The following is a 24,002-nucleotide window of genomic DNA, read 5'->3' on the forward strand; positions in this document are numbered from 1 at the left end:
AGTCATTCAGATACCAAGATAGGCCCGGCGCACATAGTCGCTGGCCAGGAGTTCCTGGCCCTTTCCACTGAGCGCGACCGCGCCGGTTTCCAGCACAAAGGCCTCGTGGCAGAGGTTCAGCGCAAGCTTTGCGTTCTGCTCCACCAGAATGATCGACACACCGATATCACGGTTGATCTCGGCGATGATGCGCGCGATCTCGTCGACGATGATCGGAGCCAGCCCGAGCGAGGGCTCATCCAGCAGCAGCAGGCGCGGCCTTGCCATGAGCGCGCGGCCGATGGCGACCATCTGCTGTTCGCCGCCCGACAGCGACCCCGCCATCTGGCTCCGTCGCTCCACCAGGCGCGGGAAATAACCATAGATCTGGTCCAGCGTCTTCTTCTGCTGCGCCTTGTCGCCCTGCGAGTAGCCGCCGACCAGGAGATTATCGAGCACGCTCATCTGCGGGAACACACGCCGCCCCTCAGGCGACAGTGCAATGCCGCGTCCGACCCGCTGCGGGGCGGCGACGCCATCGATGCGCTCACCGTCGAAATAGATCTCCCCGCCGCTCACCGGCTTCAGCCCGATGATGGCCTTCATCGTGGTCGTCTTGCCCGCGCCATTCGAGCCTATGAGAGACACGATGGATCCATCGGCAACCGACAGGCTCAGATTGCGGACCGCCGTAAGGGGGCCGTAGGCGACGTTGATCCCGCGAACATCAAGCATGGACCGCTTCCTTGCCGAGATAGGCTTCGATCACGACCGGGTTCGATACGACCTCCGCAGGCGTTCCTTGCGCGATCAGCGTGCCGTGATCGAGCACCACGACGCGATTGCAGAGGCCCATCACCGTGCGCATGTGGTGCTCGACCATCACCATGGTGACGCCGCGCTCCGCCTTGACCCGGCGCAGCACCGATGCGAGCTCGGCCGCCTCTTCAGGGTTCAGTCCGGCCACGGGCTCATCGAGCATCAACAGCCGGGGTTCGCTGGCGAGCGCGATCGCAACGCCAAGGCGCCGTTGCTCGCCATAGGACAGTTCGCGCGCCTTCAGGCCCACACGGCGCGCCAACCCGAGCAGGTCGAGCACATGCAGCGCTTTCTCTTCCGCCGCAACGCGCCATTTGTTGGAGAGAAACCCGCCCCACAGGCCGGTCAGGCTCGAGCCCAACGTGCCGCGCGACACGTTTTCGATCACCGTCGCCTCGGGGTAAACGGTTGCGGCCTGGAAGGTCCGCGAAAGCCCCTGGCGCACCGTCTGGTTGGCAGGCTGCCCGGAGATATCGCGATCCATGAACCGGACCGTGCCCGCCGAAGGTCGGAGGACGCCGGAGATGACGTTGAACAGCGTGGTCTTGCCTGCGCCGTTCGGGCCAATGAGACCGAGAAAGTCGCCCTCGCTAACATCGAAGGAGACGTCGCGGACGGCGACAAGGCCGCCGAAGGAACGCTTCAGCCTGTCGACCTTGAGCATGCTCATGGCATTTCCCCGGCCACGAGGGTTGCGCTGGTCGTTGTGACGCGCTGGCGCGCACGCCACATCTGGACAATGCTCGCGAGGCCATTCGGCACGAACATCAGGCAGAGCACCAGCACGGTCCCATAGATGATGTGCTGGAGGCCTTCGGTGGATCGCAGCAGCTCCGGCAGGGGCGTGAGGACGAGAATACCGACGACCGGCCCAAGCACGCCGTCGCGGCCGCCGACGACCAGCATCGTCAGATAGGAGACGGATTCCCAGAACGTGTAGGAATCAGGAGAAATGAAGCGGAGATAATGCGTCGACAATGCACCGGCAAAGCCAGCGATGCCGGATCCGATCGTGAAGGCGATCACCTGGACCCGGTGCGTGTCGATCCCACTGGATTCGGTGAGACGCTGGTTCTCGGCGGTGGCCGCCATCATCGTCCCCAGCGGCGAGCGGTAGAGCAGCCAGGTCAGGACCAGCGTCGTCAACGCGCAGCCGAGCGCAAAGGGATAGAATTGCGGCTTGGCGCGAAGGACATGGCCGAAGATCGAAATCGGAGGCACGCCGACGAGCCCGTTCGCGCCTCCGGTGATGGAGCTCATGTCCAGCGCGAGCAGCACCGCGATCTGGCTGAACGCAAAGGCCACCAGCACGAAATACACGCCGCGCAGGCGCAGGATGATCCAGCCGAGGGCGGCGGCGATCACGGCGGCAACCAATCCTGCGATAAACAGCGTCAGCAGAGGCGGCCAGCCTTTCATCGACAACAGAGCGGAGACATATCCGCCGACCAGCGCAAAGCCGCCATGGCCCATGGAGAGCTGACCCGCTCGGGCAATGATGGCAAGGCCAAGCACGAGCATCAGGTTGATGCAGCCGACCGTCGCGAGGTGAATGTAGAACTGGTTCGGCGCGAGCCAAGGCAGCAGCGCCGCAAGCGCAACCGCGACGAGGACGCAGGTATAATGCAGGGGCTTGATGGTTGGAGACTTCACGCCTCACGCTCCTTTCGGCCGAGCAGACCTTGCGGGCGCAGCAACACGACGGCGATCACGACCAGGAACTGAAGAATCTCGGACAGCGAGGCGCTGACGAAGGTGCCCGCAAAACTCTCGATCAGGCCGATCAGCAGCCCGCCGACAACCGCGCCGGGAACGCTGCCAAGCCCGCCAATGACGACGATCACGAAGGCCTTCAGTGTCGGCGCCAGCCCGATGAAGGGCGAGACCGACAGGACCGGCGCCATCAGAACGCCGGCGAAGGCCGCGAGGCTGACGCCGAGCACGAACGCCGCGGGAAAGATGACGTCGACGCGAATGCCCTGCACCTGGGCAATCTCGGAGTCCTGCGCCACCGCCCGCATGGCGCGGCCGATCCGGGTATACCCGATCAACAGATTGAGCGACACGACGGCGACAATCGCCCCGATGATGACCACCAGCCGCGACCAGGGGAATACGATCCCGCCAACGGACAGAACGCCGGAGACGACGGGCGGCACGGTGCGTGCCGAGGATCCCCACATCAGCAGCGCGCTGTTCTGGATGATGAGAGCGACGCCGACGGAGGCGATCATGCCGTTCAGCTCGTTGCCACGAAACCGGCGGAAGACGACCCACTCCATCACCAGCCCGAGTAGAGCCGTCGCGCCGACCGCGAGCAGAACGCTGGCGGCGAACGGCATCTCATTGCTGCCGTATAGGATGGCGAAAAGGAATGCGCCGACCATGTAGAACTCGCCATGCGCGAAATTGACGATGCGCATGATGCCGAACACCATGGTGAAGCCGATCGCCATCAGCACATAGATCATGCCGACCATGAGGCCGTTCACGATCGTCTGGGCCAGAATGATGTCCATGCTCACGGGATGACTCCAATCGCATCGGCGAGGCGCACGTGGCGCCTCGGCCGTTTCAGCGGACGCTTACTTGCAAGCGTTGACATCGCAGGTGGCGACTTTCGTCACCACGCCGTCCTTGATCTGCCCGACATAGAACGGGAGATCGATCTGGTGCTTGATCCCGTATTTCTGCTCGCCGGTCCAACCCGCCTTCCCCATCGCGGTCGGGACGTCCGACAGCCCATCGAGGGTCTTGGCGATCTTGGTCGTATCGTCGACGGCTCCGGCCTTCTTCATGGCCGTGAACAGCATCTGCAGGCCAGCATAGAAGAACGGGCTGAAGCCGTTCATGTTCTGCCCGTACTTGGCCTTGAAGCGGGTCACGTAGGCCGCGGTATCCGGCAGGCCGGTGTCGATCGGCAGATGGACGTAGGTGCCTTCGGCCGCGTCCTTGCCGGCCACCTTCAGCATCTCCGCCGAGACGTCACCGCCCGTGACGAAGACCGGGCCGCGGTAACCGAGCTCACGGGCCTGCTTGAGAATGAGCCCGGCCGTGGTCGGCGAGTTGCCGCCGAGCTCGAGGCCGTCCGCCTTCATCAGGATGCGCGTGAGAATGGGCACGAAATCGACGCGCTCGCGCTCGAAATACTCGACCTGCAGCTTCGTGCCGGCCTTGGTGTAGGAGTTGAAGTTCGCCACGCCGATCTGCTGCCCGGTCTCGTCGTTGGGAAGCAGCGACACGACCTGCTTGGCCGACGTGCTCTTCATCAGCCACGCCACCTGCGGATCCGAGAACTCGCCGGTCGTGATCACCGGCCGATAGGCGAACGGGGCGTCGGCGCCGAGCGCTCGCGGCGTGAAGGCCAGCGTCATGGTGATGACTTTTCCGGAGGTGGTCTGGTCCTTGGTCGCCACCGCCGCCGCCGAGCCCATCGGGCCGACCACGAAGCGGATTCCGTCCTGGATCATGAGGCGATCCATCGCGGTGACCGCGTCCGCGGCGCGGTAGCGGTCGTCATATTGCTTGAACAGGATCTTGTAGCGCTTGCCGCCGACCTCGAGGCCGCCGTCCTTGTTGACGTCCTCAGCGGCAAAATCGGTGGCGGCGAGCATGCCTTCCGCGAACGCGGCGCCAGCACCGGAAAAGCTGGCGTGCACGCCAATCGTGACACTGTCTTCGGCATAGGCGGCGGAACAGACGACCGACGCGGCCAGCACGGCAATCAACTCAAAACGCTTCATTCCAATCTCTCCCCAGATGTTGCTCTTGTCTGCCTTGCTCGTTTGTTTTCAGGCTCGGCTTTTTCTTGTCAGGCAATGCCAGTCGTTTGCGATGGCGGTTTCACGCCATCGCCCTCGTTCGCGGGGTCAAGGGACCCAATTGGTCTCCTCCGGCTCATGCGTTCCGCGGGGCGCGAAGACGACCTTCTTCGGCGCCGCTCGCATGCCGCGTCCCTGCAACAGGCGCGAGACCGTCGCGAGGTCCTTCACCTTCTCGATCGTCTCGAGCCGCTCAAACAGCGGAGCGACGTCATCGCGCGGCAGGATGGCGCCGACGTGTTGATCGAACTGATCCCAGAGATCGGCCCCCGGCGGCGATTGGAGCGCCAGAAGATCGAGCGCTTCCGCTCCCGGAACGGCCTCGCCAGCGGCGCGCTGGTCGCCTTCGATCATTTGCTTGCAGGATGCCTCGTCCATCGCTTCGGCCAGCAGTGCCGCGAGCAAAGCGTTTCTCAGGCCTTGACCGACCATGAGCGCTTCAGCTCCGCCCTGCCCGGCCGCGGGCGCGCCGGCCTTTGCTACGCCCGCCATCAGCAGCGCGACTGCAATCTTCGCAGCGCTCAGCCCGACCAACCGGGCCGCGGCGGCGACGCTACCCAGCAAGGCAGCTCCAAGCCGGCTAGCCGACGGCAGAGACCGCGAGATCTCGGCCCCCGCAATCAACGCATCAACGAACTCCTGCCCCGTCTTTCCGCGCCCCTCGCAGAGGCCGAACAGCGAGACGACGAAGGCTCCGTTCGCCGCATCGGGTGCCCCGTCGGATCCGGCAACGGCCGCCGTGGCGTTGACCAAAGCGGCCTCGATCGCGCTCGTGCGCCGCTCGGTGCCGAACACAAGCGACGAGCCGCCAGCCGTGGCGACACCTGATGTCGCCAGCAAGGCCGTGGTGATTGCGCTCGGCGTGCCGGACAGCGTCCGGCCGAACGCCGTGATGATGGCCGCCCGCGCGCGCGCGACGGCCTTCGGATCTCGCGGCGGCGGATCGTAGGCACGGATCCGCTCCGCCAGTCCCATCGTCGTGGTGCCGGCGCTCATCGCGATGCCACCGCTTTGGCCTGCGCCACGCTCTGCACGCCCGCAGCATTGCGCCCCGCGATCCGGCCAAACGTCGCACCCGAGACGAGACCAGTGCCTGCGGGATAATTGTCGTAGAACAGGCCGCCGACCAGCTCGCCGCAGCAGTACAGACCCTTGATCGGGCGCCAGTCGGTGCCGATCACCTCGGCATTCTCGTTGATCTTCAGGCCGCCGAACGTGAAGGTGATGCCGCCGGTCGCGCTGTAGGCATAGTAAGGCGGCTTGTCGAGACGGAGCGCCCAGTTGGTCTTTTCGAGATCGAGCCCCTTGGTCGAGAGGCCGTCCTTCTTGGTGGGATCGAAGCCCTCGTCCGCCGATCGCGCGTGGTCGTTGTAGTTGAGGACCGTCTTGAGGGCCTGCGCCTTGTCGTCGATATCGAGCTGCGCGATCAGCTCCTCGAGCGAATTGGCCTTAATCGGGTCGCTGGTCGCATAGCGCGGCTCGAGCAGGTGGACGACCTTGCTGTCGAAGAGCTGATAGGCCTTGGCGCCCGGTTCGGCCAGGATCGCCCGGCCGAACTTCGCGTAGGTGAAGAGCGCGCCGTCTTCGCCCTCATCGACGAAGCGTTTGCCCTTGCGGTTGATCATCACGGAATAGACGTAGGACAGACGGTTGCTGCGGTCGGTCATTTCACGCGGCGCGAAGTCGCCCCAGTCCGCGCTGATCGGGGTGGCGTGGCAGCCACTCCATTGCCCCCACGGCATCGCACCAATGGCGAGCGCCATCCGCAGCCCGTCGCCCTGATTGTGCGGCGTGCCGCGGACTTTCGCGGCGCCGACCAGCGGGCCGATATGCTGCGTGCGCATCTGGACATTCGCCTCAAACCCGCCGCAGCCGAGCACCACGGCTTTGGCACCGAGCGAGCGAACGCCCTCCTCGTCCTTGGTCTTGACGCCGACGACGCAGCCATTGTCGTCGACGAGCAGCTCCGAGACGGCATTGCCGTATCGCACCTCGATGCCCATGCGCTCGCAGGTCGAGAACCAGCTGCGCGAAAGACCGACGCCCTCATGCGCGGCGCGCACGACGAGGCCGCGCGCCCAGACCATGACGTTGTCCTTCTTGACGGCGGACAGGCTGATCGCCGGCTCCATCTTGATGGCGCCGGTGTCCTTCATCCAGCGAACGGTCGCCTGCGAGTTCGACACGAGAAGACGCGACAGGATGGGATCCGTGCGCCCGTTGGTGACGCGCATGAGGTCGCCGTGAAAGTCTTCCTGCGTGTAGGGCGAGATGCCGTCGTAGAAATTCTCGAACTCGTCCTCGATGCCCGGCAGCAGGGCGCCGATCTCGCGCGGCTCGTCATAGGCAAAGCGCAGCACACCACCGCTCCAGTGGGTGTTTCCGCCTCGCATTTCGCGGGGAGCCTTTTCGAGAACGACGACACGATCCGCGCCGTTTTCCTTCGCCGAGACCGCCGCAGCCAAGGCAGCGTTTCCAGCGCCAACGACGATCACATCGAACTCTTCGTGCATTTCCGTTCCTTCCCGCAGGCGCCTTCTGTGCTTCTGTATTCTTTTGAATACCTCTGTATACATTGGAATGCAAGATAATTCAAACGTGCCCGATTGTCAGGGAAAATGCCTTTGAAAACAGTCGGTTACTGAGAATGATGGGGTCAGATGACCGATCGAGGCAGTGCTGAATGCAACAGGGTCAGCTGCGCATGGAGGCGTTCAGGCGCCGTCGTGCTCGCGGCGCTCGCGTTCCTTCGCCAGGATTGCACGACGGGTCTCGAGCGCATTGAGAACATGCGTGCGCGCGAGTTCGTTGGCCTTCTCGTCGTCTCTCTGCGAAATCGCCTGCACGATGGCGGCGTGCTCGGCCTGGGCGACAGCGAAGCGGCCCTTGTCAGCCAAGGTCGTCGGCCCGAGCAGCGCGATCGCATCCTGAAGGGCCGACAAGCTCTTTTCGAGATAGCGGTTGTGCGCCGCGACCTGAATGGCGTCGTGGAGCTCCCTGTTGTGCCGATAGAGCTTCAGGGGATCGCGATCGAGCTTGTCACCTTCGGCGATGAGCCGGGCAAGTGCGGCGAGGTCTTTTGGACTTGCATGCTTGGCGGCCATCGCCGCCGCGGTGCCTTCGAGCGCCGCGCGCATCTCATAGAGCTCTTCGACCGCATCCATGTCGAGCACAGACACGACCAGCCCTGTTCGCGGGCGAAGATCGAGCAGGCCTTCGAGCTCGAGACGCGTCAGCGCCTGCCTCGTCGGCGTTCGGCTGATGCCGAGGTGTTCCGCCAATTCGACTTCGCGCATGCGCCGCCCGGGGGCAAAGCGCCCCTCGACGATCTCACGCCGCAGCGCTGCGTAAGCGTAATCGGCAGCAGATGCGAACTTCGCGCGGTCCGGCAACACCATGTCGTCGTTCATGAAGTCTTCCCGATCTCATTCGGCAGCAGCCGCCCCATGCGAGCGTGAGGCGCCAAGCCGTCCATCATTGATCTGCGCCTGATCCTTCCGACGCACGGAGCACATGACCGACGCAAGATATTCGGCGTCGCGATGCCTGTCTGGAACGAGGCCATCAGCATCCACCGAATAGAATAAGGGTAGCAGGCCGGACCACGAATGTATACAGTGGTATCCAGAGTATACAACGGTATGCAATGGATCGCTCGATGCCCCAGAACAAGCTCAAGGCGACTTTCATGCGCGGCGGCACCTCGAAGGCCGTCGTGTTCAACAGACAAGACCTGCCGGCAGATCCCGCGCTCTGGGATCCGATCTTCGTGGCCGTGATGGGCTCGCCCGACCCCAACGGCCGCCAGTTGGACGGCATGGGCGGCGGGCTGTCGTCGCTGTCGAAGATCTGCGTGGTCGGCTCGCCGACGCGCCCCGATGCCGACATCGATTATACGTTCGCGCAGATCGAGGTGAAGCGTGCCGCGGTCGATTACAGCGCCAATTGCGGCAACATGTCTTCGGCGATGGGCCCGTTCGCTGTCAGTGAGGGCCTGGTGAGTGCGCCCGCGAACGGCGAAGCGGTCGTGCGCATTCACAACACCAACACCGGCAAGATCATCGTCGCGCGCTTCCCCATGAGCGATGGCGAGGTCGAGATCGACGGCGACATGACGATCGACGGCGTCGGCGGACAGGGCGCACCGGTCCGCCTTGAATTCGTCGATCCCGGCGGCACAAGGACCGGACGCCTGCTCCCGACTGGATGCGCCTGCGATCAATTCGAGATCGCTGGTCTCGGCACGATCGAGGCCTCGCTGGTCGACGCCGCCAACCCCTGCGTCTTCGTCGCGGCAAATTCGGTCGGCAAGGCAGGCGACGAAATGCCTGATACGCTCGAGAGCGATCCGGTCTTCCTCGCGACGATGGAAGCAATACGCTGCGCGGCCTCGGTGGCGATGGGCCTCGCGCCTGATGTCGCGGCCGCCGCAAAGATCCCGAGCGTGCCCAAGGTTGCGATGATCGTGTCGCCCAGGCAGATGACGACCTTGTCGGGACGACATCTGGAGCCTTCGGAGATGTCGCTCGGCATCCGGATGATCTCGATCGGCCAGCCGCATCGCGCGGTGCCGATCACCGGTGCTACCTGCCTTGCGATCGCGGTCCGCATCAAGGGCACGTTGGCGAACCGGTTGGCCCGCGCCGGCGATGGCCCGATCACCATCGCCCATCCCTCCGGCACGACAGTGGTCGATGCCGCGGTCGAACATGCCGACGACCCCGCGAAGGCCCGCGCCATTCATGGCGCGGTCTATCGCACCGCGCGGCGACTGTTCGAGGGCAACGTGTTCTATCGAACCGCCAAGGCGACCGCGCAGGCGCGGCGCAGCGCATAATCTGATCCGGAGCCCTGAACGATGACTTATCTCGTTGCCGCCGAACTTCCCCGCGAATCCGCCGGCCAGCGTTTTCGCGCGCTGTTGAAGCAGCCCGGCATTCTGCAACTGCCGGGCGCTCACAACGGCATGGCGGCGCTGCAGGCCAAGGCGGCGGGCTTCGAGGCGCTCTATCTGTCGGGCGCGGCCATGACCGCATCGATGGGCTTACCCGATCTCGGCATCATCACCGTCGACGAGGTCTCCTTCTTCGTTCGCCAGATCACCCGCGTGTCGGGACTTCCGCTGCTCGTCGACGCCGACACTGGCTATGGTGAGGCGTTGAACGTGATGCACGCGACCCGGGTGTTTGAAGATTCTGGCGCTGGCGCGCTACACCTGGAAGATCAGATCCTGCCGAAGAAGTGCGGCCATCTCAACGACAAGAAGATTGCTGACGCGCATGACATGGCGGCCAAGGTCTCGGCGGCGGCGAAAGCACGGCGCGATGTCGTGATCATCGCCAGGACGGACTCCGCCGCGAGCGAAGGCCTCGACGGCGCGGTCGCCCGGGCGAAGCTCTACATGGAAGCGGGTGCCGATGCGATCTTCCCGGAAGCGCTCAACACCGCCGAGATGTTCCGCGCTTTCGCGGAGCGCATGCCCGGCGTTCCCCTGCTCGCCAACATGACGGAGTTCGGCAAGACACCGTTCTTTACCGCCTCGGAATTCGAGGCGATGGGCTACGCAATGGTGATCTGGCCGGTCTCCTCGCTGCGCGTGGCCAACAAGGCCCAGGCCGAGCTCTACGCGGCGATCGCGCGCGACGGCGGCACGCACAAACTCGTGGAGCGGATGCAGACGCGCGCCGAACTCTACACCACGATCGGCCTGCACGATTACGAAGTGCTTGATAGGTCAATCGTTCAGACAATCGTTCCGGCCGGAATGCCGCAACGGAAGTAGAGACGCGACGCAGACATCCTCTCTCACGCATGGCGCCCGGACAGAATAACCCACGGCGCAAAGTTCTGCGGCCGTCGACACTTACGATTCCGGAGAACGCCACCGCAAATATCGGAGGTTAGCGTAGAAGATCGCGCAGATGGCGGAGAGAGTGTCAGTCAACTCCTATTGAAAGATAAAGCATTTTCGATCTTCATCGACCGAAACCCACCGTTTGAATTACGGTCGTAGAATTCTTGTCGACGAAGGCCTTCGCGCCCGCTGCGGCTTACGCAGGATGCGAGTCGCTTTCAGCGTTTAACAATTGGGTTCGACGCGGGATCATGCCTAAACCGATTCCGGGAACACGCAAATGGGACAGAAAAGCCATTGATGCGGCTCTTGATCGAATGTCCGTCCTCGATTCTAAACTGCAACCGCAGCGATCACCCTATGATGAATGGAAGGCCTCGCAAAATGCGGGTGCGGCTCAAAGGCATCAACAACCTCACAAAGAAACTCGCTGATGGGACAGTGAAGACGTACTGGTACGCCTGGAAGGGCGGGCCACGCATAGATGCTGAACCGGGCACACCGGATTTCATAAGGCTCTATGGAGAAGCTATCGCGACCAAGAAGCACAAGAATGCTCAAACATTCAGTACGTTGATTGACTACTTCAAGGACCAGAGCGAGTACACGAGCCTCGGTGATAAGAGCAAGCGTGCCTACGAACAGTACCTCGCACTGATCGAAGCCGAATTCGGTGAGATGCCGATTGGAGCCCTCGAGGATCGGGCGGGCTCGCGGAGATTTCAAGGCCTTCCGCAACACCTTCGCAGCCACCCCGCGCAAAGCCGATTACGTTTGGACGACGATCGCGCGTGTGCTCTCGGTGGCGAAAGACCATGGCAAGCTGTCGGAGAACGTCTGCGAGCGCGGCGGCCGGCTCTATGAATCCGACCGAGCGGAGATCGTATGGACCGCCGAAGACATTCGCTCTTTTTGCAGCGTAGCGTCCATCGAACTGCAGGCGGCTCTACTGCTCGCTCTGTGGACCGGCCAGCGCCAGGGAGATCTTTTGCGGCTGACCTGGAGCAACTACGATGGCACGTACATTCGACTGCGTCAGTCGAAGGGCCGCGGCAACAACGGCCGGCGGCGCGTAACGATCCCGGTCGGGCCGCCGCTAAAGGCCGCTCTCGACGCTGCGCTCAACCAGAAGCGCTCGGCGGTCACGATTTTGGTCAACTCATTTGGCCGACCTTGGACAGAGGACGGTTTCCGGACAAGCTGGGACAAGGCGTTCAAGAGGACTTCGCTGAAGGACTTGCACTTCCATGATTTGCGCGGAACTGCTGTCACACGCCTCACGCTGTCGAATTGCTCCGTACCCGAGATTGCCGCGATAACAGGACACTCAATGGCCACGGTGCAGCAGATACTCGATGCACACTATCTCGGCGGCCGCGTGGAGCTTGCGGAGTCGGCGATCAAGAAGCTCAGCGCAGTTTATGGGCAGGGGCAGAAATGAACGGTTGGGATGTGGAAGCAATCCCAGATGAAGGCGTTCATCGGCCGCCAAGGCATCTGCGTGAGAGAGCGCCCCGCACCGCCGGGGACGAGACAACCGCTGCCGTAACGCGCAGTCATCCCGCCATCGTGATAAGAGGCGTCGGACGGCACGGAAACCGAACAAAAACTCCCAACTGACCTCCCAACTGAAAGGTCCGTTCTGGTGCACAGCGTCGGTAAGTCTTTGATTTATATGGTGGGCGCACCAGGGCTCGAACCTGGGACCCGCTGATTAAGAGTCAGCTGCTCTACCAACTGAGCTATGCGCCCGAAAGGCGGCTAAAGCCTTGCGAGGCCGGTCGTTTAGCAAAGCGATCCGGGTCTGGCAAGCGATCCGGTGAAGGTTTTCCAAGGGTTTGCCGAGGCCTCTTCCGCGGGACGCAAAAAGCGAAAAGCCGCTGGATTCCAGCGGCTTCACCAAGGTTAATGGCCGGAAACCCGATCCGCTCAGAGCTGGCCCTCGCGGTCCCGGTCCGGACCGCCGTCGCGGTCGAAACGGTCATGGTGGAAGTGATCCATGCCGCGTTCCATCATGCGGTCCATGCCCCGCTCCATGCGCTCCATGAAATGGCGGTGCCGCGGCCCATCCTCGCCGCCGCCGAACGGGCCGCGGTGGCGGGTCAGCACGGCGAGGCGCCGTTTCTGGCCCTCGTCCAGGGTCTTGTAGAGCGGATCGGCGGCATCGGCGATCTTCTTCAGGGCGGCGGAGCTGGCGCCCATGTCCTCGGCGCGCTGGCGCAGGCGGGCGATCGGATCCTCCGGCCTGTCGGTATCGCCGGGGCCGGCATTCATCCGCGCATTGGCGCGATCGATGCGCAGCTTGGCGAATTCCCGCACTGCGGTCTCGACCGGCGGCCACAGCTTCTCCTGATCGGCGTTGAGCTTCAGCCCGGCATGGACGGCGGCGATCCGCGCGTCGACGAAGGCGGCGCGGTCCTCGGGGTTCATGCGCATGTGGCGGACGTGCTCCATCCACGGGCGATGATATTGGGCATAGACCGCGCCTGAGCCGGCGATGCTGAGCACGGCGATGGCTGCGATGGTGAATTTCCTCATACGAACCTCCTCTGGAAGGATGCCCGAGGATGAGCGCGGCGCGGCTGACGCGCAACTTACAACTTGGACAGGGAGCGCGTTGTTACGAAGATGTAACCGCCGATTTTACCTCCAGCCGCGATCGGAAATCATTCGCAACAAAAAGGCTTCCGTGCGGAGCGCACGGAAGCCTTCGTTCATCATTCATCGTCGTTAGGATCAGTTCGTCGTGCTCTTCGCTTCCTTCTGGAACTCGTCGATCAGCGACTGGCCGACGCGGCTCGCGGCGTCCTTGTAGACCGGCTCCATCGCCTTGCGCATCGCCTCGTCCTGCTCCGGCGTGAGCTTGATGATTTCGCTCTTGCCGCTCTTCTTGATCTCGGCGAGCGCGTCGTCGTTCTCCTTCTGCGACTGCGTGTTGCTGAAGGCGGTCGCCTCCTTCATCGCCTTGGAAAGCTGGTCGCGGATGTCGGCCGGCAGATCGTCCCAGAACTTCTTGTTCACGATCACGACGTAGCCGATGTAGCCGTGATTGGTCTCGGTGATGTACTTCTGCACCTCGTGCATCTTCTGGGTATAGATGTTCGACCAGGTGTTCTCCTGGCCGTCGACCACGCCGGTCTGGAGCGCCTGGTAGACTTCCGAGAATGCCATCACCTGCGGCAGCGAGCCGAGCGCCTTGAACTGGGCCTGGATCACGCGCGAGGACTGGATGCGGAATTTGACGCCCTGATAGTCGGCGGGCGTGATCAGCTTCTTGTTGGCGCTCATCTGCTTGAAGCCGTTGTCCCAATAGGCAAGGCCGGTGATGCCCTTGGCATCCAGCAGCTTGAGCAGCTTCGTGCCGAGCGGGCCTTCCGTCACCTTCCGCAGCGTCTTCAGGTCGGGCAGGATATAGGGCAGATCGAACACCTCGAACTCGCGAATGCCGAGCGGCCCGAACTTGGAGTTGGACGGTGCCAGCATCTGCACGCTGCCGAGCTGGAGCGCCTCGAGCTCCTCCTTGTCCTTGTAGAGCGTCGAGTTCGGATAGACTTCGACCTTGACCTTGCCGCCGGTATATTTCTCGGCGAGTTCCTTGAACTTCTCCGCCCCCTTGCCCTTCGGCGTATCGGTGGCGACGACGTGGCTGAACTTGATGATGATTGGCGATTGGGCCAGTGCCGGCCCGGTCAGGCCAAGTGCCAGTACCGCCATGGACGCGGCGATCGCGAAGGTGCGCATAATCTCTCCCTGGGTGTTATTGGGCCGCCGGGCACGCCGAGCGGCCTTTCTTCATGCCGGCTGCATCAATACAGGCCGCCGGCTTACGCCGCTATTGGCCCTTAGCAGGGCAGGTATTCATGGTGAATGCCGCAGGCACTGCTGCGCTCCCTCTCCCGCTTGCGGGAGAGGGTTGGGGAAGAGGGTGTTTCGGCAACGGGACATTCCCCGTGGGGAAAGAACCCTCACCCGCCACGCTTCGCGTGTCGGCCTCTCCCGCAAGCAAGCGGGAGAGGCGAAGAACGTCAGCTCGCCGCCGCCGTCGTCACCGTGTCGCGCTGGCGCTTCATGACGATCTTGTTGAGCGCGCCGAGATAGGCCTTGGCCGAGGCCACCAGCGTATCCGGATCCGCCGCGCGTGCCGTCATCGAACGGCCGTCCTGCGACAGCCGCACCGAGACTTCGGCCTGCGCGTCGGTACCTTCGGTGACGGCGTGGACCTGATACAGCTCCAGCTTCGCCTCGTGCGGCACCAGGCGCTTGATGCAGTTGAACACGGCGTCGACGGGACCGTTGCCCTCGGCCTCCTCGATCTTGATCTGGCCGTCGACGTCGAGCTTCATGGTCGCGCGCTGCGGACCATGGGTGCCGGCGATCACCGTCAGCGAGGTCAGCTTGATGCGGTCGTGGGACGCCGCCATCTCCTCGTCGACCAGCGCCTCGATGTCCTCGTCGTAGATGTCCTTCTTGCGGTCGGCGAGCGCCTTCATGCGCGTGAACGCATCCTCGAGCTGGTTCGGGCCGAGCTTGTAACCCATCTCCTCCAGCTTGTGCACGAAGGCATGACGGCCGGAGTGCTTGCCGAGCACCAGCGAGGACTGCTTCAGGCCGACCATTTCCGGCCGCATGATCTCGTAGGTGGAAGCGTCCTTCAGCACGCCGTCCTGGTGGATGCCGCTCTCGTGCGCGAACGCGTTCCGGCCGACGATGGCCTTGTTGTACTGCACCGGGAACGAGGTTGCCGCCGACACCACCTTCGAGGCGCGGGTGAGCTGGGTGGTGTCGATCTTGTTCCAGTAGGGGAATTTGTCGTTGCGCACGTTGATCGCCATCACGATCTCCTCGAGCGCGGCGTTGCCGGCGCGCTCGCCGATGCCGTTGATGGTGCACTCGACCTGGCGCGCACCGCCGACGATGCCGGCCAGCGAATTCGCGACCGCCATGCCGAGATCGTTATGACAATGCACGGAGAACACCGCCTTGTCCGAGTTCGGCACGCGCTCGATCAGCGTCTTCATGAAGTAGGTGTATTCCTCCGGCACCGTGTAGCCGACGGTGTCGGGGATGTTCACCGTGGTGGCGCCGGCCTTGATCACGGCCTCGACGATGCGGCACAGGAAATCCATCTCGCTGCGGGTGCCGTCTTCCGCCGACCATTCGACGTCATCGATCTGGTTGCGGGCGCGCGCGACCATGGCGACCGAGGTCTCGATCACCTGCTCCGGGGTCTTGTTCAGCTTCACCCGCATATGCAGCGGCGAGGTCGCGATCACGGTGTGGACGCGGCCGCGCTTGGCGAACTTCACCGCCTCGGCGCAGCGATCGATGTCGGCGGGATGGGCGCGCGACAGGCCGGCGATCACGGCGTTCTTGGAGCGGCGGGCGATTTCGCTGACGGCCTGGAAGTCGCCTTCGGAGGTGATGGGGAAGCCGGCCTCGATGACGTCGACGCCCATATCGTCCAGGAGCTCGGCGACCTCGAGCTTTTCCTCAAAGGTCATGGTGGCGCCGGGGCACTGCTCGCCGTCGCGCAGCGTGGTGTCGAAAATGATGACGCGGTCCTTGTCGGACTTGTTCTGGGTGGCCATTACGAAATTTCCTTTTGAGCGTTTGCGCCGTTCAGACCGATTTGTCCCCTGGCGCTTGAGGTGTCCGGTGATCTCGACCAACCCCTGAGCGCCCAGGCGCATGGCGCCCAGCCGGCCCTCAGGGGCAAGTAAGAAGCAGGCCGCCAATAAGGAGGGTGGGCAGCAACGCGGCCGAGGTCGTGGCGGCGGCCAGAGCCACCTCCCCCGAAATCCCCTCGATTTGGCCGCGAATCAACATTGCCAGACCCTTTTGAGCCCCGAAATCCTGGGCGAAAACCGTTGACGGTTGGTTGCCAGGAGGACCGATGCGGCCGTTTCTAGACGACAAACGGGCGCAACTGCAACGCCAAAAGATGGTCAGGAAGACTGACCTGGTTGGAAGCATGGCCCGTCGGCCGTTGGCCTGTCCCCGGCGCGCTCAAAACGCCAGCCGCGAGCGTGCGGGCACGCGTCACGCCACATCGGTGGAAAGTGAAACGCCTTTCCATGCATCGAGCTCGGCCTGCAACGATTTCATCTTTTCGTCGACCAGCCGGACTGCGTCACTGCCGAGAAGCAGGTGCGCCGGCGGATCTGCCGACAGCGCGACTTTCAGCATCGCCAGCGCGGCCTTCCTGGGATCGCCGACCTGTTTGCCACTCAGCTCCATGCGCCGTTTGCGGATCGGCTCGATGATCGCGTCGTAGTCTCCGATCGATCGTGCCGCCCTCACCATCGATCGACCGGCCCAGTCGGTGCGGAAGCTGCCGGGCTCGACCGCGGTGACCTTGATCCCGAGCCCCTTGACTTCCTTGCCAAGGGATTCGGAGATCCCTTCCAGAGCAAACTTGCTGCCGTGGTAATAGCTCAAGCCCGGCAGCGTCATGATCCCGCCCATCGACGTAATGTTCAGAATATGTCCGGCACGGCGCTTTCGCATGGAAGGCAGCACGGCCTGGATCATCGCCACAGCGCCGAACACATTGACCTCGAACTGGCGTCGCAGATCGTCCATGGACGATTCTTCCAGGATGCCCTCATGGCCATAGCCCGCATTGTTCACGAGCACGTCGATCGTACCGAGCCTGCTTTCGATGTCAGCAACCGCAGGCGCGATCGCCCCGGTATCGGTGACGTCCAGGAGCACCGCATGCGCGCCGCGACCGAGCGCCTGGAAGCCCTGCTTGTCGGCGTCGTTGCGCACGGTGCCGGCAACGGTATGGCCGTCGCTCAACGCAGCCTCCGCCAATGCCCTGCCGAAGCCCGACGAAACGCCGGTGATGAGGAAGGTCTTTGCCATGTGAGATGTCCTTCGGGTCGTGATTGCGGGCTCAATATAGTCGGGTTGATTAATGCGATAATCGGCATAAAATGGCATGACCTGATGCAAAATATCGTACAATGCTTCACACCGGTCTTTTCGAACTGCACGCCGTTGCCGCGATTTCGGCGCATCGCAGTTTCCGCGCGGCCGCGACTGAGCTCGGCATTTCGCCCTCGGCCCTGAGCCATGCGGTCGCCGCGCTCGAAAAACGGCTCGGCGTCCGCCTCATCCATCGCACGACGCGGAGCGTGTCGTTGTCGGAAGCAGGTGAGCGTTTCCTCGCACGGGTTGGCCCCGCGTTGCGCGAGATTGCCGGCGCGATTGAAGATGTGAACGAGTTTCGCGACACCCCGACGGGAACGCTTCGCATCAATCTGAAGGAGCGCGCTGCGCACCAGATCCTCCGCCCCGTCGTCGGGAAATTCCTGCGGCGCTATCCCGACATGAACGTCGAACTTGTCCTGGAGGGGCGTCACATCGATATTGTCGCGGAAGGTTTCGACGCCGGAATTCGACTGGCCGAAGCCGTGCCGCAGGACATGGTCTCCATTCCCTGCGGTCCGGCCTCCCGCTTCATCGTCGTTGGCGCGCCGGATTATTTCGCACGCAATCCATTGCCGAGGTCGCCTTCGGATCTCCTCAGTCACGCCTGCATCCGCAGGCGGATGCCGGGCGGCAAGCTCTATCGCTGGGAGTTCGAGAAGCGCGGGGAGGAGATCACCGTGGACGTGCCGGGTAGGCTCACGCTCGACCATGACGCTCTGATGGTTGAAGCCGCGCTTGAAGGACTAGGCCTCGCGTTTGTCAGCGATTTCTGGGTGGCTAAATATCTCGCCACCGGAGCCTTGCAAGCCGCGCTGGACGATTGGACACCGCCGTTCCCTGGCCTGCGCCTGTATTATCCCCGTCACCGCCATATGACGGCCGGGCTTCGCGCCTTCATCGATCTGCTGCAGGAGGAAAGCAAGGCGGAACGCAAGGACGCATTGATATCGACGGCGGGCAAAAAGCGGAAGCAGCTCGCGGCGAAGACGCTCGCGGCCGGGACATAGACATCGGCTTGGAGGTATCCGCTGCAAGCCGGCTCGTCGCCCGCAGCGTCATCGCGGTAAGCACGATGGACCAAGCCGCACCGTCACGATCGATCCAACTCGCATGCCGTTTGCCAGACAAGCACCGCGGCGCCCTTGGTGCCCGGATGGCGCGAAGCAACTCGGCCAGCTATCCCGCGCGGCGGGCGCGGGCCCTCGTCTCCCAGCGGTTCAGCATCTGACCGAGCTCGCCGGTGACCACGGCAGCCGTGGTGGCGCTTGCGATCTCGTTGGTGTTGGCCGGCGCGTTAGCGGGGAGCCAATCCGGCTCACTATGCGCGCGCCAGCGACGTGCCTCCGCACGTCGTTTCCTGGAAATGAATTCACGCGTGAAATAGCCGGCCGCGAACGCGGCTCCCAGCAACAAGAACAGTACGATGACGCCAGCCACGATCAACTCCGTCCGTCGCCCCGGGGCCGGTTGTGCGCGGCAATAGGCGCGAAATCAAGGCTTGAAATGCGTCGAACGCATTGTGTGCCGCGCTTTGCCGTAGAAAATTTCTGCTCGGTCTCGCGGAACGTTTCCGAGCCATGCTGATGTCGCAATGCGAGCACGAAGCGCCGCCATTCCAAGCGCAAAGGAATATGACCGGATTGCGACCCGACTCTGCGGAGAGCCCTATTCCGCGCTCGCAACCGGCTGCGGACCGCATTAACCTCCGCCCAGCTCGGCCGGATCAACCGGCCAGTGAACATGATCGGGAGGACGCGATGACACGCCAGGAGGCTCGTGACCACGAGCAGCGTGACCAGGACGCTGCGCTTTCACGACGAACACTTGTCCGGGGACTTACGTTCGGCGCCGCTGCGACCGTGATCGGAGCCGGCCCCGCGCTGGCCCAGACCGGGCCCGCCGCACCGCCGACGACGATCACCACTCCGCCGCGCGATTTCGGCCCCCACGGTGCGCCGACCACTTATTTCTGGGACCCCGACATCATCGCGGTCGATCCGTCCTTCAACGATCTCGCGCAGCCCAACACCGCAATCAAACGGCTCTACACCGGACTGCTATGGGCCGAAGGCCCGGCGTGGAGCGCGCAGGGCCGCTACCTGCTCTGGAGCGACATTCCCAACAATCGGCAGATGCGCTGGAGCGAGGACGACGGCCGCGTCAGCGTATTCCGCTCGCCCTCCAACAATTCCAACGGCAACTCCTTCGACTTCCAGGGCCGCCAGCTCTCCTGCGAGCACCTGACGCGCCGGGTGACACGCTACGAGCATGACGGCACCGCCACGGTGCTGGCCGACTCCTATCAGGGCAAGAAGCTGAACTCGCCGAACGACATCGCGGCGCATCCCGATGGCAGCTACTGGTTCACCGATCCGCCCTATGGCGGCCAGCTCTATGAGGGCGAGCCCGACGTCGCGGGCGGCCCGAGCAATGCGGGCGGCAAGCTCAATCCGCGGATCGGGCAGCCGGCCGGCTTCGTGCCGGGCAGGCGCGAGCTGCCGACCAATTGCTATCGCATCGATCCTTCCGGCCGCATCGATCTCGTCGTCACCGAGGACCAGGTGCCCGACCCGAATGGGCTCTGCTTCTCGCCCGACTACAGGAAGCTCTACATCGCCTCCACCGGCAAGGGACCGGGCGACACCGGCCCCGGCGGCAAGGGCGAGATCTTCGTGTTCGACGTCGGCAGCGACAACAAGCTCTCCAACCTCAAGAAGTTCAGCGATTGCGTGATCGACGGCGTGAAGTGCGGGCCGGATGGCCTGCGCTGCGACGTCAATGGCAACCTCTGGGCCTCCAGCAATGCCGGCCGCTCGGTCGGCTACAGCGGCGTGACCGTGTGGTCGCCGGAGGGCAAGCTGCTCGGCCGCATCCGCCTGCCTGAAGTCTGCGGCAACGTCTGCTTCGGCGGCCCCAAGCGCAACCGCCTGTTCATGGCGGCGAGCCAGTCGCTCTACGCAGTGTATACGGCGACGCAAGGAGCAGGGCCCGGCTGAGCGAGAGCGAGGGGGCCGCAATCAAGGGCGCCGACGTGAACCGTCGGCGCCCAATGCTTTCCATCCGCACAGCGCGTTGTGATCTGCGGCCGCAGCATGGTCGGCGCCTGCATCGCACGGAGCGCTGGGCTTCTTGCCGCCCTTCGCAGCTGCGGTCGACACCGCCGCCTCATCGACCTTGGGCGATGTTGACTTTCCACCTCCCGCTCCCAATACTTCGCCGAAAATAACCGGGACTATACGGTTCAAAGGGAGGATAGGATGCCGACTTCACGCAGGCAGCTGCTGAAGAGCTCGGCGGCTGCCGCCGCCGCACTCAGCCTCGATTGGACACGCGCCCAGGCCCAAGCCGAGAATCTACGTATCGGCCTGATCTATGACCTCACCGGCCCCTTCGCCGCCGGCGGCTCGGTCGCCTCGTCGATCGGCGCGCAGATCGCGATCGATCTCGTCAACGAGAAAGGCGGTGTCGGCGGCAAGTACAAGATTGCTCCAGTCGCCGCGGATTCCCAGAGCAAGCCCGACGTTGCGATCAACGAGGCCGAACGACTGATCAGTCAGGAGAAGATCGACATCCTCAACGGCGTCTATGCGAGCTCGCATGCGGTGCCGCTCGCGGCCAAGGTCGAGCAGCAGAAGAAGATTCTCTGGATCACGACCGCGGTCTCGACCGCCGTGTTCAAGGACAAGAACCTGCAATACGTGTTTCGCGCGCAGATACATTCGGATCAATACGGGCAGGCCTTTGCAAGCTTCATCAACGAGCATGCGAAAGCCAAGCTCGGCATGGACCCGAAGGAGGTCAAGGTCGCGTTGATCCACGAGGATGGGCCCTATGGTGTCGGCGTCGCCACCGCCGACGAAGCCTATGCCAAGCAGGCCGGCATCCCGGTGGTGCTGCGCGAGGGCTATTCGGCATCCGCACCGGACCTGTCGGTGCTCGTCACGAAGATCAAGCGCGCCAAGGCCGACGTGATCTCGCATGCCGGCTACAACCCCGATATCACCCTGTTCCTGCGCCAGGCACGCGAGAGCGGCCTGCGCTTCAAGATGCTGTTCGGGGCTGGCGCCGGCTACAGCCAGCTCGACAAGCTGCGCGCCACCTTCGGGGCCGACATCGACAATTTCTGCAACATCGACCCGGTGCCGGCGCAACTGCTCGATCCCGCCAAGCTCGCGCCGGGCATTGGCGATCTGATCAACGCCATGGTCACGCGCTACAAGGCCAAGACCGGTGCGACCGACGTGCCGCCACACTGCTCGATGGGCTTCAACCAGACCTGGGTGCTGCTCAACAACGTGCTGCCGGTCGCCAAGGAGAAGTACGGCAGCTTCGAGCCCGAGGCCATCCGCAAGGCGGCGCTCGACGTCGACATCCCCGCGGGCGGCACCATCCAGGGCTATGGCGTGAAATTCTTCCCGCCGGGCACGCCGCTGTCCGGCCAGAACGAACGCTCGACACCGGTGGTGATGCAGAACGCGGGCGAGCACATCTCGGTGGTGTGGCCGACCAACATCAGAACACAGGACCCGGTGTTCCCGCTGCCGAAGGGCTCGACCTACGGGACGTGAGGCGCAGGCCGCGGCGGTGTACCCTCTCCCCTTGTGGGAGAGGGTGGCTCGCCGCGAAGCGGCGAGACGGGTGAGGGGTCGTCTCCACGAGTCCAACTCTTGTTTGAATTCGCCGAGAGAACCCCTCATCCGGCGCTTCGCGCCACCTTCTCCCACAAGGGGAGAAGGATTCCCAGCGTGCGCATGGTGATGTTCTACAGTACCACTCGCCGCCCCTCCTCCGCGGCCCAATAGCCGGCGTAGTTGACCTTGATCGTCTCATACGCGAGCGCGAGGTCCGACAGCGGCTGTCGTCCGGTCGCAACGCATTCCATGAAGTCCTGGATCTCCTGCAAGTAGCCGCGCGTCCATTCCTCCTCGAGGCAGACATATTGCCAGCCGGTCTTGCGGTCGACCTTCTCGGTGATGTAGACGCCGGCGAGCTTGTCCTCGCTGGTCTGGTAGCTCATCAGATGGGTGTTCGGAGTGATGTTGGCGAACAGCGAGCCGCCACTCGTATAGGTCTCGATCAGATTGCGCACGCCGCCCATGATCATGTCGCCGGAGAACACGGTGGCCTTGGTGCCGTCGGAGAACGTGGCGGTGAGAGTGCCCCAGTCCTCGACGTCAACGGGATTGGCCTTGATGTAGACGCGCTCCTCGGGCTTGAGGCCGGCTGTGACGTTGCCGACGTCGCCGGTGACGCTGGCGACGCGGATGGTCTCGCCGCGCGCCTTCGCTTCGACCTGCTTGAGATAGAGCACGGCCGAGAGCGGATGGCAGCCCATGCGGATCAGTGAGCCGCCGCCGGTCATCGCCCATTGCGCGGCATGCGCGGCGTGCGAGCCGGAATGGCTTTCCTCGCCCTTCATGAACAGGATCTTGTCTTTCGTCGCCCTGATGATCTCCGCTATCTTGGTCACCGCCGGCGCGTAGATCCAGTCCTCGGCATACATGAAGAGCTTGCCGGTCCGCTCGATCGCGGCGCGCGTCGCGTCCATCTCTTCCAGCACGCGCTCATACATCAGCGCCTTCGGCACGCGCTTGCCGATGGGCTGCTCGTCGCCCTCGCGGCCGAAATAGCCGGCGAAGGGCTTTTCGCAGATCACATGCCTGCCCGCCTGCATCGCGCCGACGATCATCCCGGCATGGAGATTGGGCGGCGTGCAGATGTCGATGACGTCGAGATCGGCGTCCGCGACCAGATCGGCGAAGCTGCGATAGACGCGCGGGATGCTGTGTCGATCGGCGAATTCAACGACGCGCTCGCCACGCGCCGCAACCGCCGCGACCTCGACGTCCACGCCATAAACGCGCCGGAACGCATACATGTGCAGCTCCGACACGAAGCCGCAGCCGACGACTCCCACCCTGATCCTGGCCATGGCGCCCCCTTGCTTTGGGGCGGCACTATAGCGCGCACAGAGGACTATTCCACCGAGACCCTCACCACGCCCGCGCTCATCATGCCGAGCGCGCGGGCCGCCGGCACCGAGAGATCGACGATCCGCCCGCGGATGAAGGGACCGCGATCGTTGACGCGGCATTGGATCGTGCGCCCGCTATAGGACACCTTGAGCACGCTGCCGAACGGACGCGTGCGATGGGCGCAGGTCAACTCGCCGCCTCTGCCGGCCTTCCCGTATCCGTAATAGGAGGCGAGCCCGCTTTCGGCCTTTGCAACGGACATGAAGGCAAGGGATGAAATCACGAGACCAAGCAATAAAGTCGGCTGCGCGCGCACGGCACCGCTCCCGGTTGACCCTAGCCCGGCCCTGCAACGTCGTCTTGTTCCCTCAGGTTCCAGGAACCCTGCCGGGAATGCGCCGCGGGCCATCACGCTTTGTTACCGCGCGCGAAACACCACGCGCGTCGCCGGCTGGCGCGGGCCGCGGTCGCGAATATCCGGCGCGCCTTCGACACGCTTGTGCACGGCGTGATCAAAGATGAAGACGCGGTCCGTCTTCAGCGTGGCGCGCAGGAATGCCTCGACCGCGAGATAGTAGACCGTCCCCACCTCTTGCGCCGGGTCCGGGACACGGGAGG

The 24,002-nt window shown here is 63.7% G+C and carries 21 protein-coding genes, 1 tRNA gene and 1 pseudogene; 6 read left to right on the forward strand and 17 right to left on the reverse strand.

All coding sequences use genetic code 11. The annotated features are described in order from the left end of the window. Positions 1-6: 6 nt before the first annotated feature. From FJV43_RS08665 to FJV43_RS08700, 8 genes are all read right to left on the reverse strand, one after another. A complete protein-coding gene (locus tag FJV43_RS08665) occupies positions 7-714 on the reverse strand; it encodes an ABC transporter ATP-binding protein (RefSeq protein WP_239626199.1) in 708 nt (235 codons plus the stop codon). Continuing rightward, positions 707-1,468, reverse strand: coding sequence for an ABC transporter ATP-binding protein (locus tag FJV43_RS08670; protein ID WP_239626201.1), 762 nt, complete (start codon positions 1,466-1,468; stop codon positions 707-709). The genes FJV43_RS08665 and FJV43_RS08670 overlap by 8 nt, the downstream gene beginning before the upstream one ends. Next, a complete protein-coding gene (locus FJV43_RS08675; protein WP_239626202.1) occupies positions 1,465-2,451 on the reverse strand; it encodes a branched-chain amino acid ABC transporter permease in 987 nt (328 codons plus the stop codon). The genes FJV43_RS08670 and FJV43_RS08675 overlap by 4 nt, the downstream gene beginning before the upstream one ends. After that, positions 2,448-3,317: a branched-chain amino acid ABC transporter permease gene (locus FJV43_RS08680; protein WP_239629362.1), complete on the reverse strand. Its 870-nt coding sequence runs from the start codon at positions 3,315-3,317 to the stop codon at positions 2,448-2,450. The genes FJV43_RS08675 and FJV43_RS08680 overlap by 4 nt, the downstream gene beginning before the upstream one ends. 66 nt (positions 3,318-3,383) lie before the next feature. Further along, positions 3,384-4,541, reverse strand: coding sequence for an ABC transporter substrate-binding protein (locus FJV43_RS08685; RefSeq protein WP_239626205.1), 1,158 nt, complete (start codon positions 4,539-4,541; stop codon positions 3,384-3,386). Positions 4,542-4,667: 126 nt separating this feature from the next. Next, on the reverse strand, positions 4,668-5,615 hold the full coding sequence (locus FJV43_RS08690; RefSeq protein WP_345946181.1) for an MmgE/PrpD family protein: 948 nt from the start codon (positions 5,613-5,615) through the stop codon (positions 4,668-4,670). Further along, positions 5,612-7,132 (reverse strand): FAD-dependent tricarballylate dehydrogenase TcuA, encoded by a 1,521-nt coding sequence (gene tcuA, locus FJV43_RS08695; protein ID WP_239626206.1) that lies wholly within the window; start codon positions 7,130-7,132, stop codon positions 5,612-5,614. Before tcuA ends, FJV43_RS08690 begins: the two co-directional genes overlap by 4 nt. Positions 7,133-7,333: 201 nt before the next feature. After that, a complete protein-coding gene (locus tag FJV43_RS08700; RefSeq protein WP_239626208.1) occupies positions 7,334-8,029 on the reverse strand; it encodes a GntR family transcriptional regulator in 696 nt (231 codons plus the stop codon). 248 nt (positions 8,030-8,277) lie between these two features. On the opposite strand from FJV43_RS08700, the gene FJV43_RS08705 reads away from it, so the two are divergent. The 3 genes from FJV43_RS08705 (at position 8,278) to FJV43_RS08715 (ending at position 11,914) form a co-directional block, all read left to right on the forward strand. After that, complete coding sequence (locus FJV43_RS08705) at positions 8,278-9,456, forward strand: PrpF domain-containing protein (RefSeq protein ID WP_239626209.1); 1,179 nt, start codon at positions 8,278-8,280, stop codon at positions 9,454-9,456. Positions 9,457-9,477: 21 nt separating this feature from the next. Next, positions 9,478-10,401 carry a methylisocitrate lyase gene (gene prpB / locus FJV43_RS08710; protein WP_239626211.1) on the forward strand — a complete coding sequence of 308 codons (924 nt, stop codon included), beginning with the start codon at positions 9,478-9,480 and terminating at the stop codon, positions 10,399-10,401. 757 nt (positions 10,402-11,158) lie between these two features. Continuing rightward, entirely contained in the window at positions 11,159-11,914 is a 756-nt protein-coding gene (locus FJV43_RS08715) for a tyrosine-type recombinase/integrase (protein WP_239626214.1), read from the forward strand. A 235-nt stretch (positions 11,915-12,149) separates the two neighbouring features. On the opposite strand, the gene FJV43_RS08720 is transcribed toward FJV43_RS08715, so the two are convergent. From FJV43_RS08720 to FJV43_RS08740, 5 genes are all read right to left on the reverse strand, one after another. Then, a tRNA-Lys gene (locus tag FJV43_RS08720) sits at positions 12,150-12,225 on the reverse strand. A 177-nt stretch (positions 12,226-12,402) separates the two neighbouring features. After that, positions 12,403-13,011: a Spy/CpxP family protein refolding chaperone gene (locus tag FJV43_RS08725; protein ID WP_239626216.1), complete on the reverse strand. Its 609-nt coding sequence runs from the start codon at positions 13,009-13,011 to the stop codon at positions 12,403-12,405. Between the two features lie 198 nt (positions 13,012-13,209). Continuing rightward, positions 13,210-14,214, reverse strand: coding sequence for a TRAP transporter substrate-binding protein (locus FJV43_RS08730; protein ID WP_239626218.1), 1,005 nt, complete (start codon positions 14,212-14,214; stop codon positions 13,210-13,212). A 284-nt stretch (positions 14,215-14,498) separates the two neighbouring features. Continuing rightward, the gene (locus FJV43_RS08735; RefSeq protein ID WP_239626220.1) at positions 14,499-16,061 is read right to left on the reverse strand and encodes a 2-isopropylmalate synthase; all 1,563 of its coding nucleotides are present in this window, start codon (positions 16,059-16,061) and stop codon (positions 14,499-14,501) included. Positions 16,062-16,512: 451 nt separating this feature from the next. After that, positions 16,513-17,340 carry an oxidoreductase gene (locus tag FJV43_RS08740; RefSeq protein WP_131869892.1) on the reverse strand — a complete coding sequence of 276 codons (828 nt, stop codon included), beginning with the start codon at positions 17,338-17,340 and terminating at the stop codon, positions 16,513-16,515. Positions 17,341-17,441: 101 nt separating this feature from the next. On the opposite strand from FJV43_RS08740, the gene FJV43_RS08745 reads away from it, so the two are divergent. Beyond that, the gene (locus FJV43_RS08745) at positions 17,442-18,416 is read left to right on the forward strand and encodes a LysR family transcriptional regulator (RefSeq protein WP_239626223.1); all 975 of its coding nucleotides are present in this window, start codon (positions 17,442-17,444) and stop codon (positions 18,414-18,416) included. Positions 18,417-18,585: 169 nt separating this feature from the next. On the opposite strand, the gene FJV43_RS08750 is transcribed toward FJV43_RS08745, so the two are convergent. Continuing rightward, positions 18,586-18,846 (reverse strand): hypothetical protein, encoded by a 261-nt coding sequence (locus FJV43_RS08750; protein ID WP_131869854.1) that lies wholly within the window; start codon positions 18,844-18,846, stop codon positions 18,586-18,588. Between the two features lie 320 nt (positions 18,847-19,166). Here FJV43_RS08750 and FJV43_RS08755 point away from each other — a divergent pair, with 320 nt between their 5' ends. After that, positions 19,167-20,405 carry an SMP-30/gluconolactonase/LRE family protein gene (locus FJV43_RS08755; protein ID WP_239626225.1) on the forward strand — a complete coding sequence of 413 codons (1,239 nt, stop codon included), beginning with the start codon at positions 19,167-19,169 and terminating at the stop codon, positions 20,403-20,405. Between the two features lie 261 nt (positions 20,406-20,666). Beyond that, the gene (locus FJV43_RS08760) at positions 20,667-21,977 is read left to right on the forward strand and encodes an ABC transporter substrate-binding protein (RefSeq protein WP_239626227.1); all 1,311 of its coding nucleotides are present in this window, start codon (positions 20,667-20,669) and stop codon (positions 21,975-21,977) included. A gap of 194 nt (positions 21,978-22,171) precedes the next feature. Here the strand turns inward: FJV43_RS08760 and FJV43_RS08765 are convergent, their stop codons facing one another. The 3 genes and pseudogenes from FJV43_RS08765 to FJV43_RS08775 all read right to left on the reverse strand — a co-directional run. Next, positions 22,172-23,341, reverse strand: a complete 1,170-nt coding sequence (locus tag FJV43_RS08765) for a Gfo/Idh/MocA family oxidoreductase (protein WP_239626229.1) — start codon at positions 23,339-23,341, stop codon at positions 22,172-22,174. Between the two features lie 44 nt (positions 23,342-23,385). Then, the gene (locus FJV43_RS08770; protein WP_210343482.1) at positions 23,386-23,646 is read right to left on the reverse strand and encodes a septal ring lytic transglycosylase RlpA family protein; all 261 of its coding nucleotides are present in this window, start codon (positions 23,644-23,646) and stop codon (positions 23,386-23,388) included. Positions 23,647-23,820: 174 nt separating this feature from the next. After that, positions 23,821-24,000, reverse strand: a pseudogene (locus FJV43_RS08775) (hypothetical protein); the annotation flags it as partial. Positions 24,001-24,002: the final 2 nt, after the last annotated feature.

The sequence above is a fragment of the Bradyrhizobium sp. I71 genome, from assembly GCF_022354745.1.
GTDB lineage: Bacteria > Pseudomonadota > Alphaproteobacteria > Rhizobiales > Xanthobacteraceae > Bradyrhizobium > Bradyrhizobium liaoningense.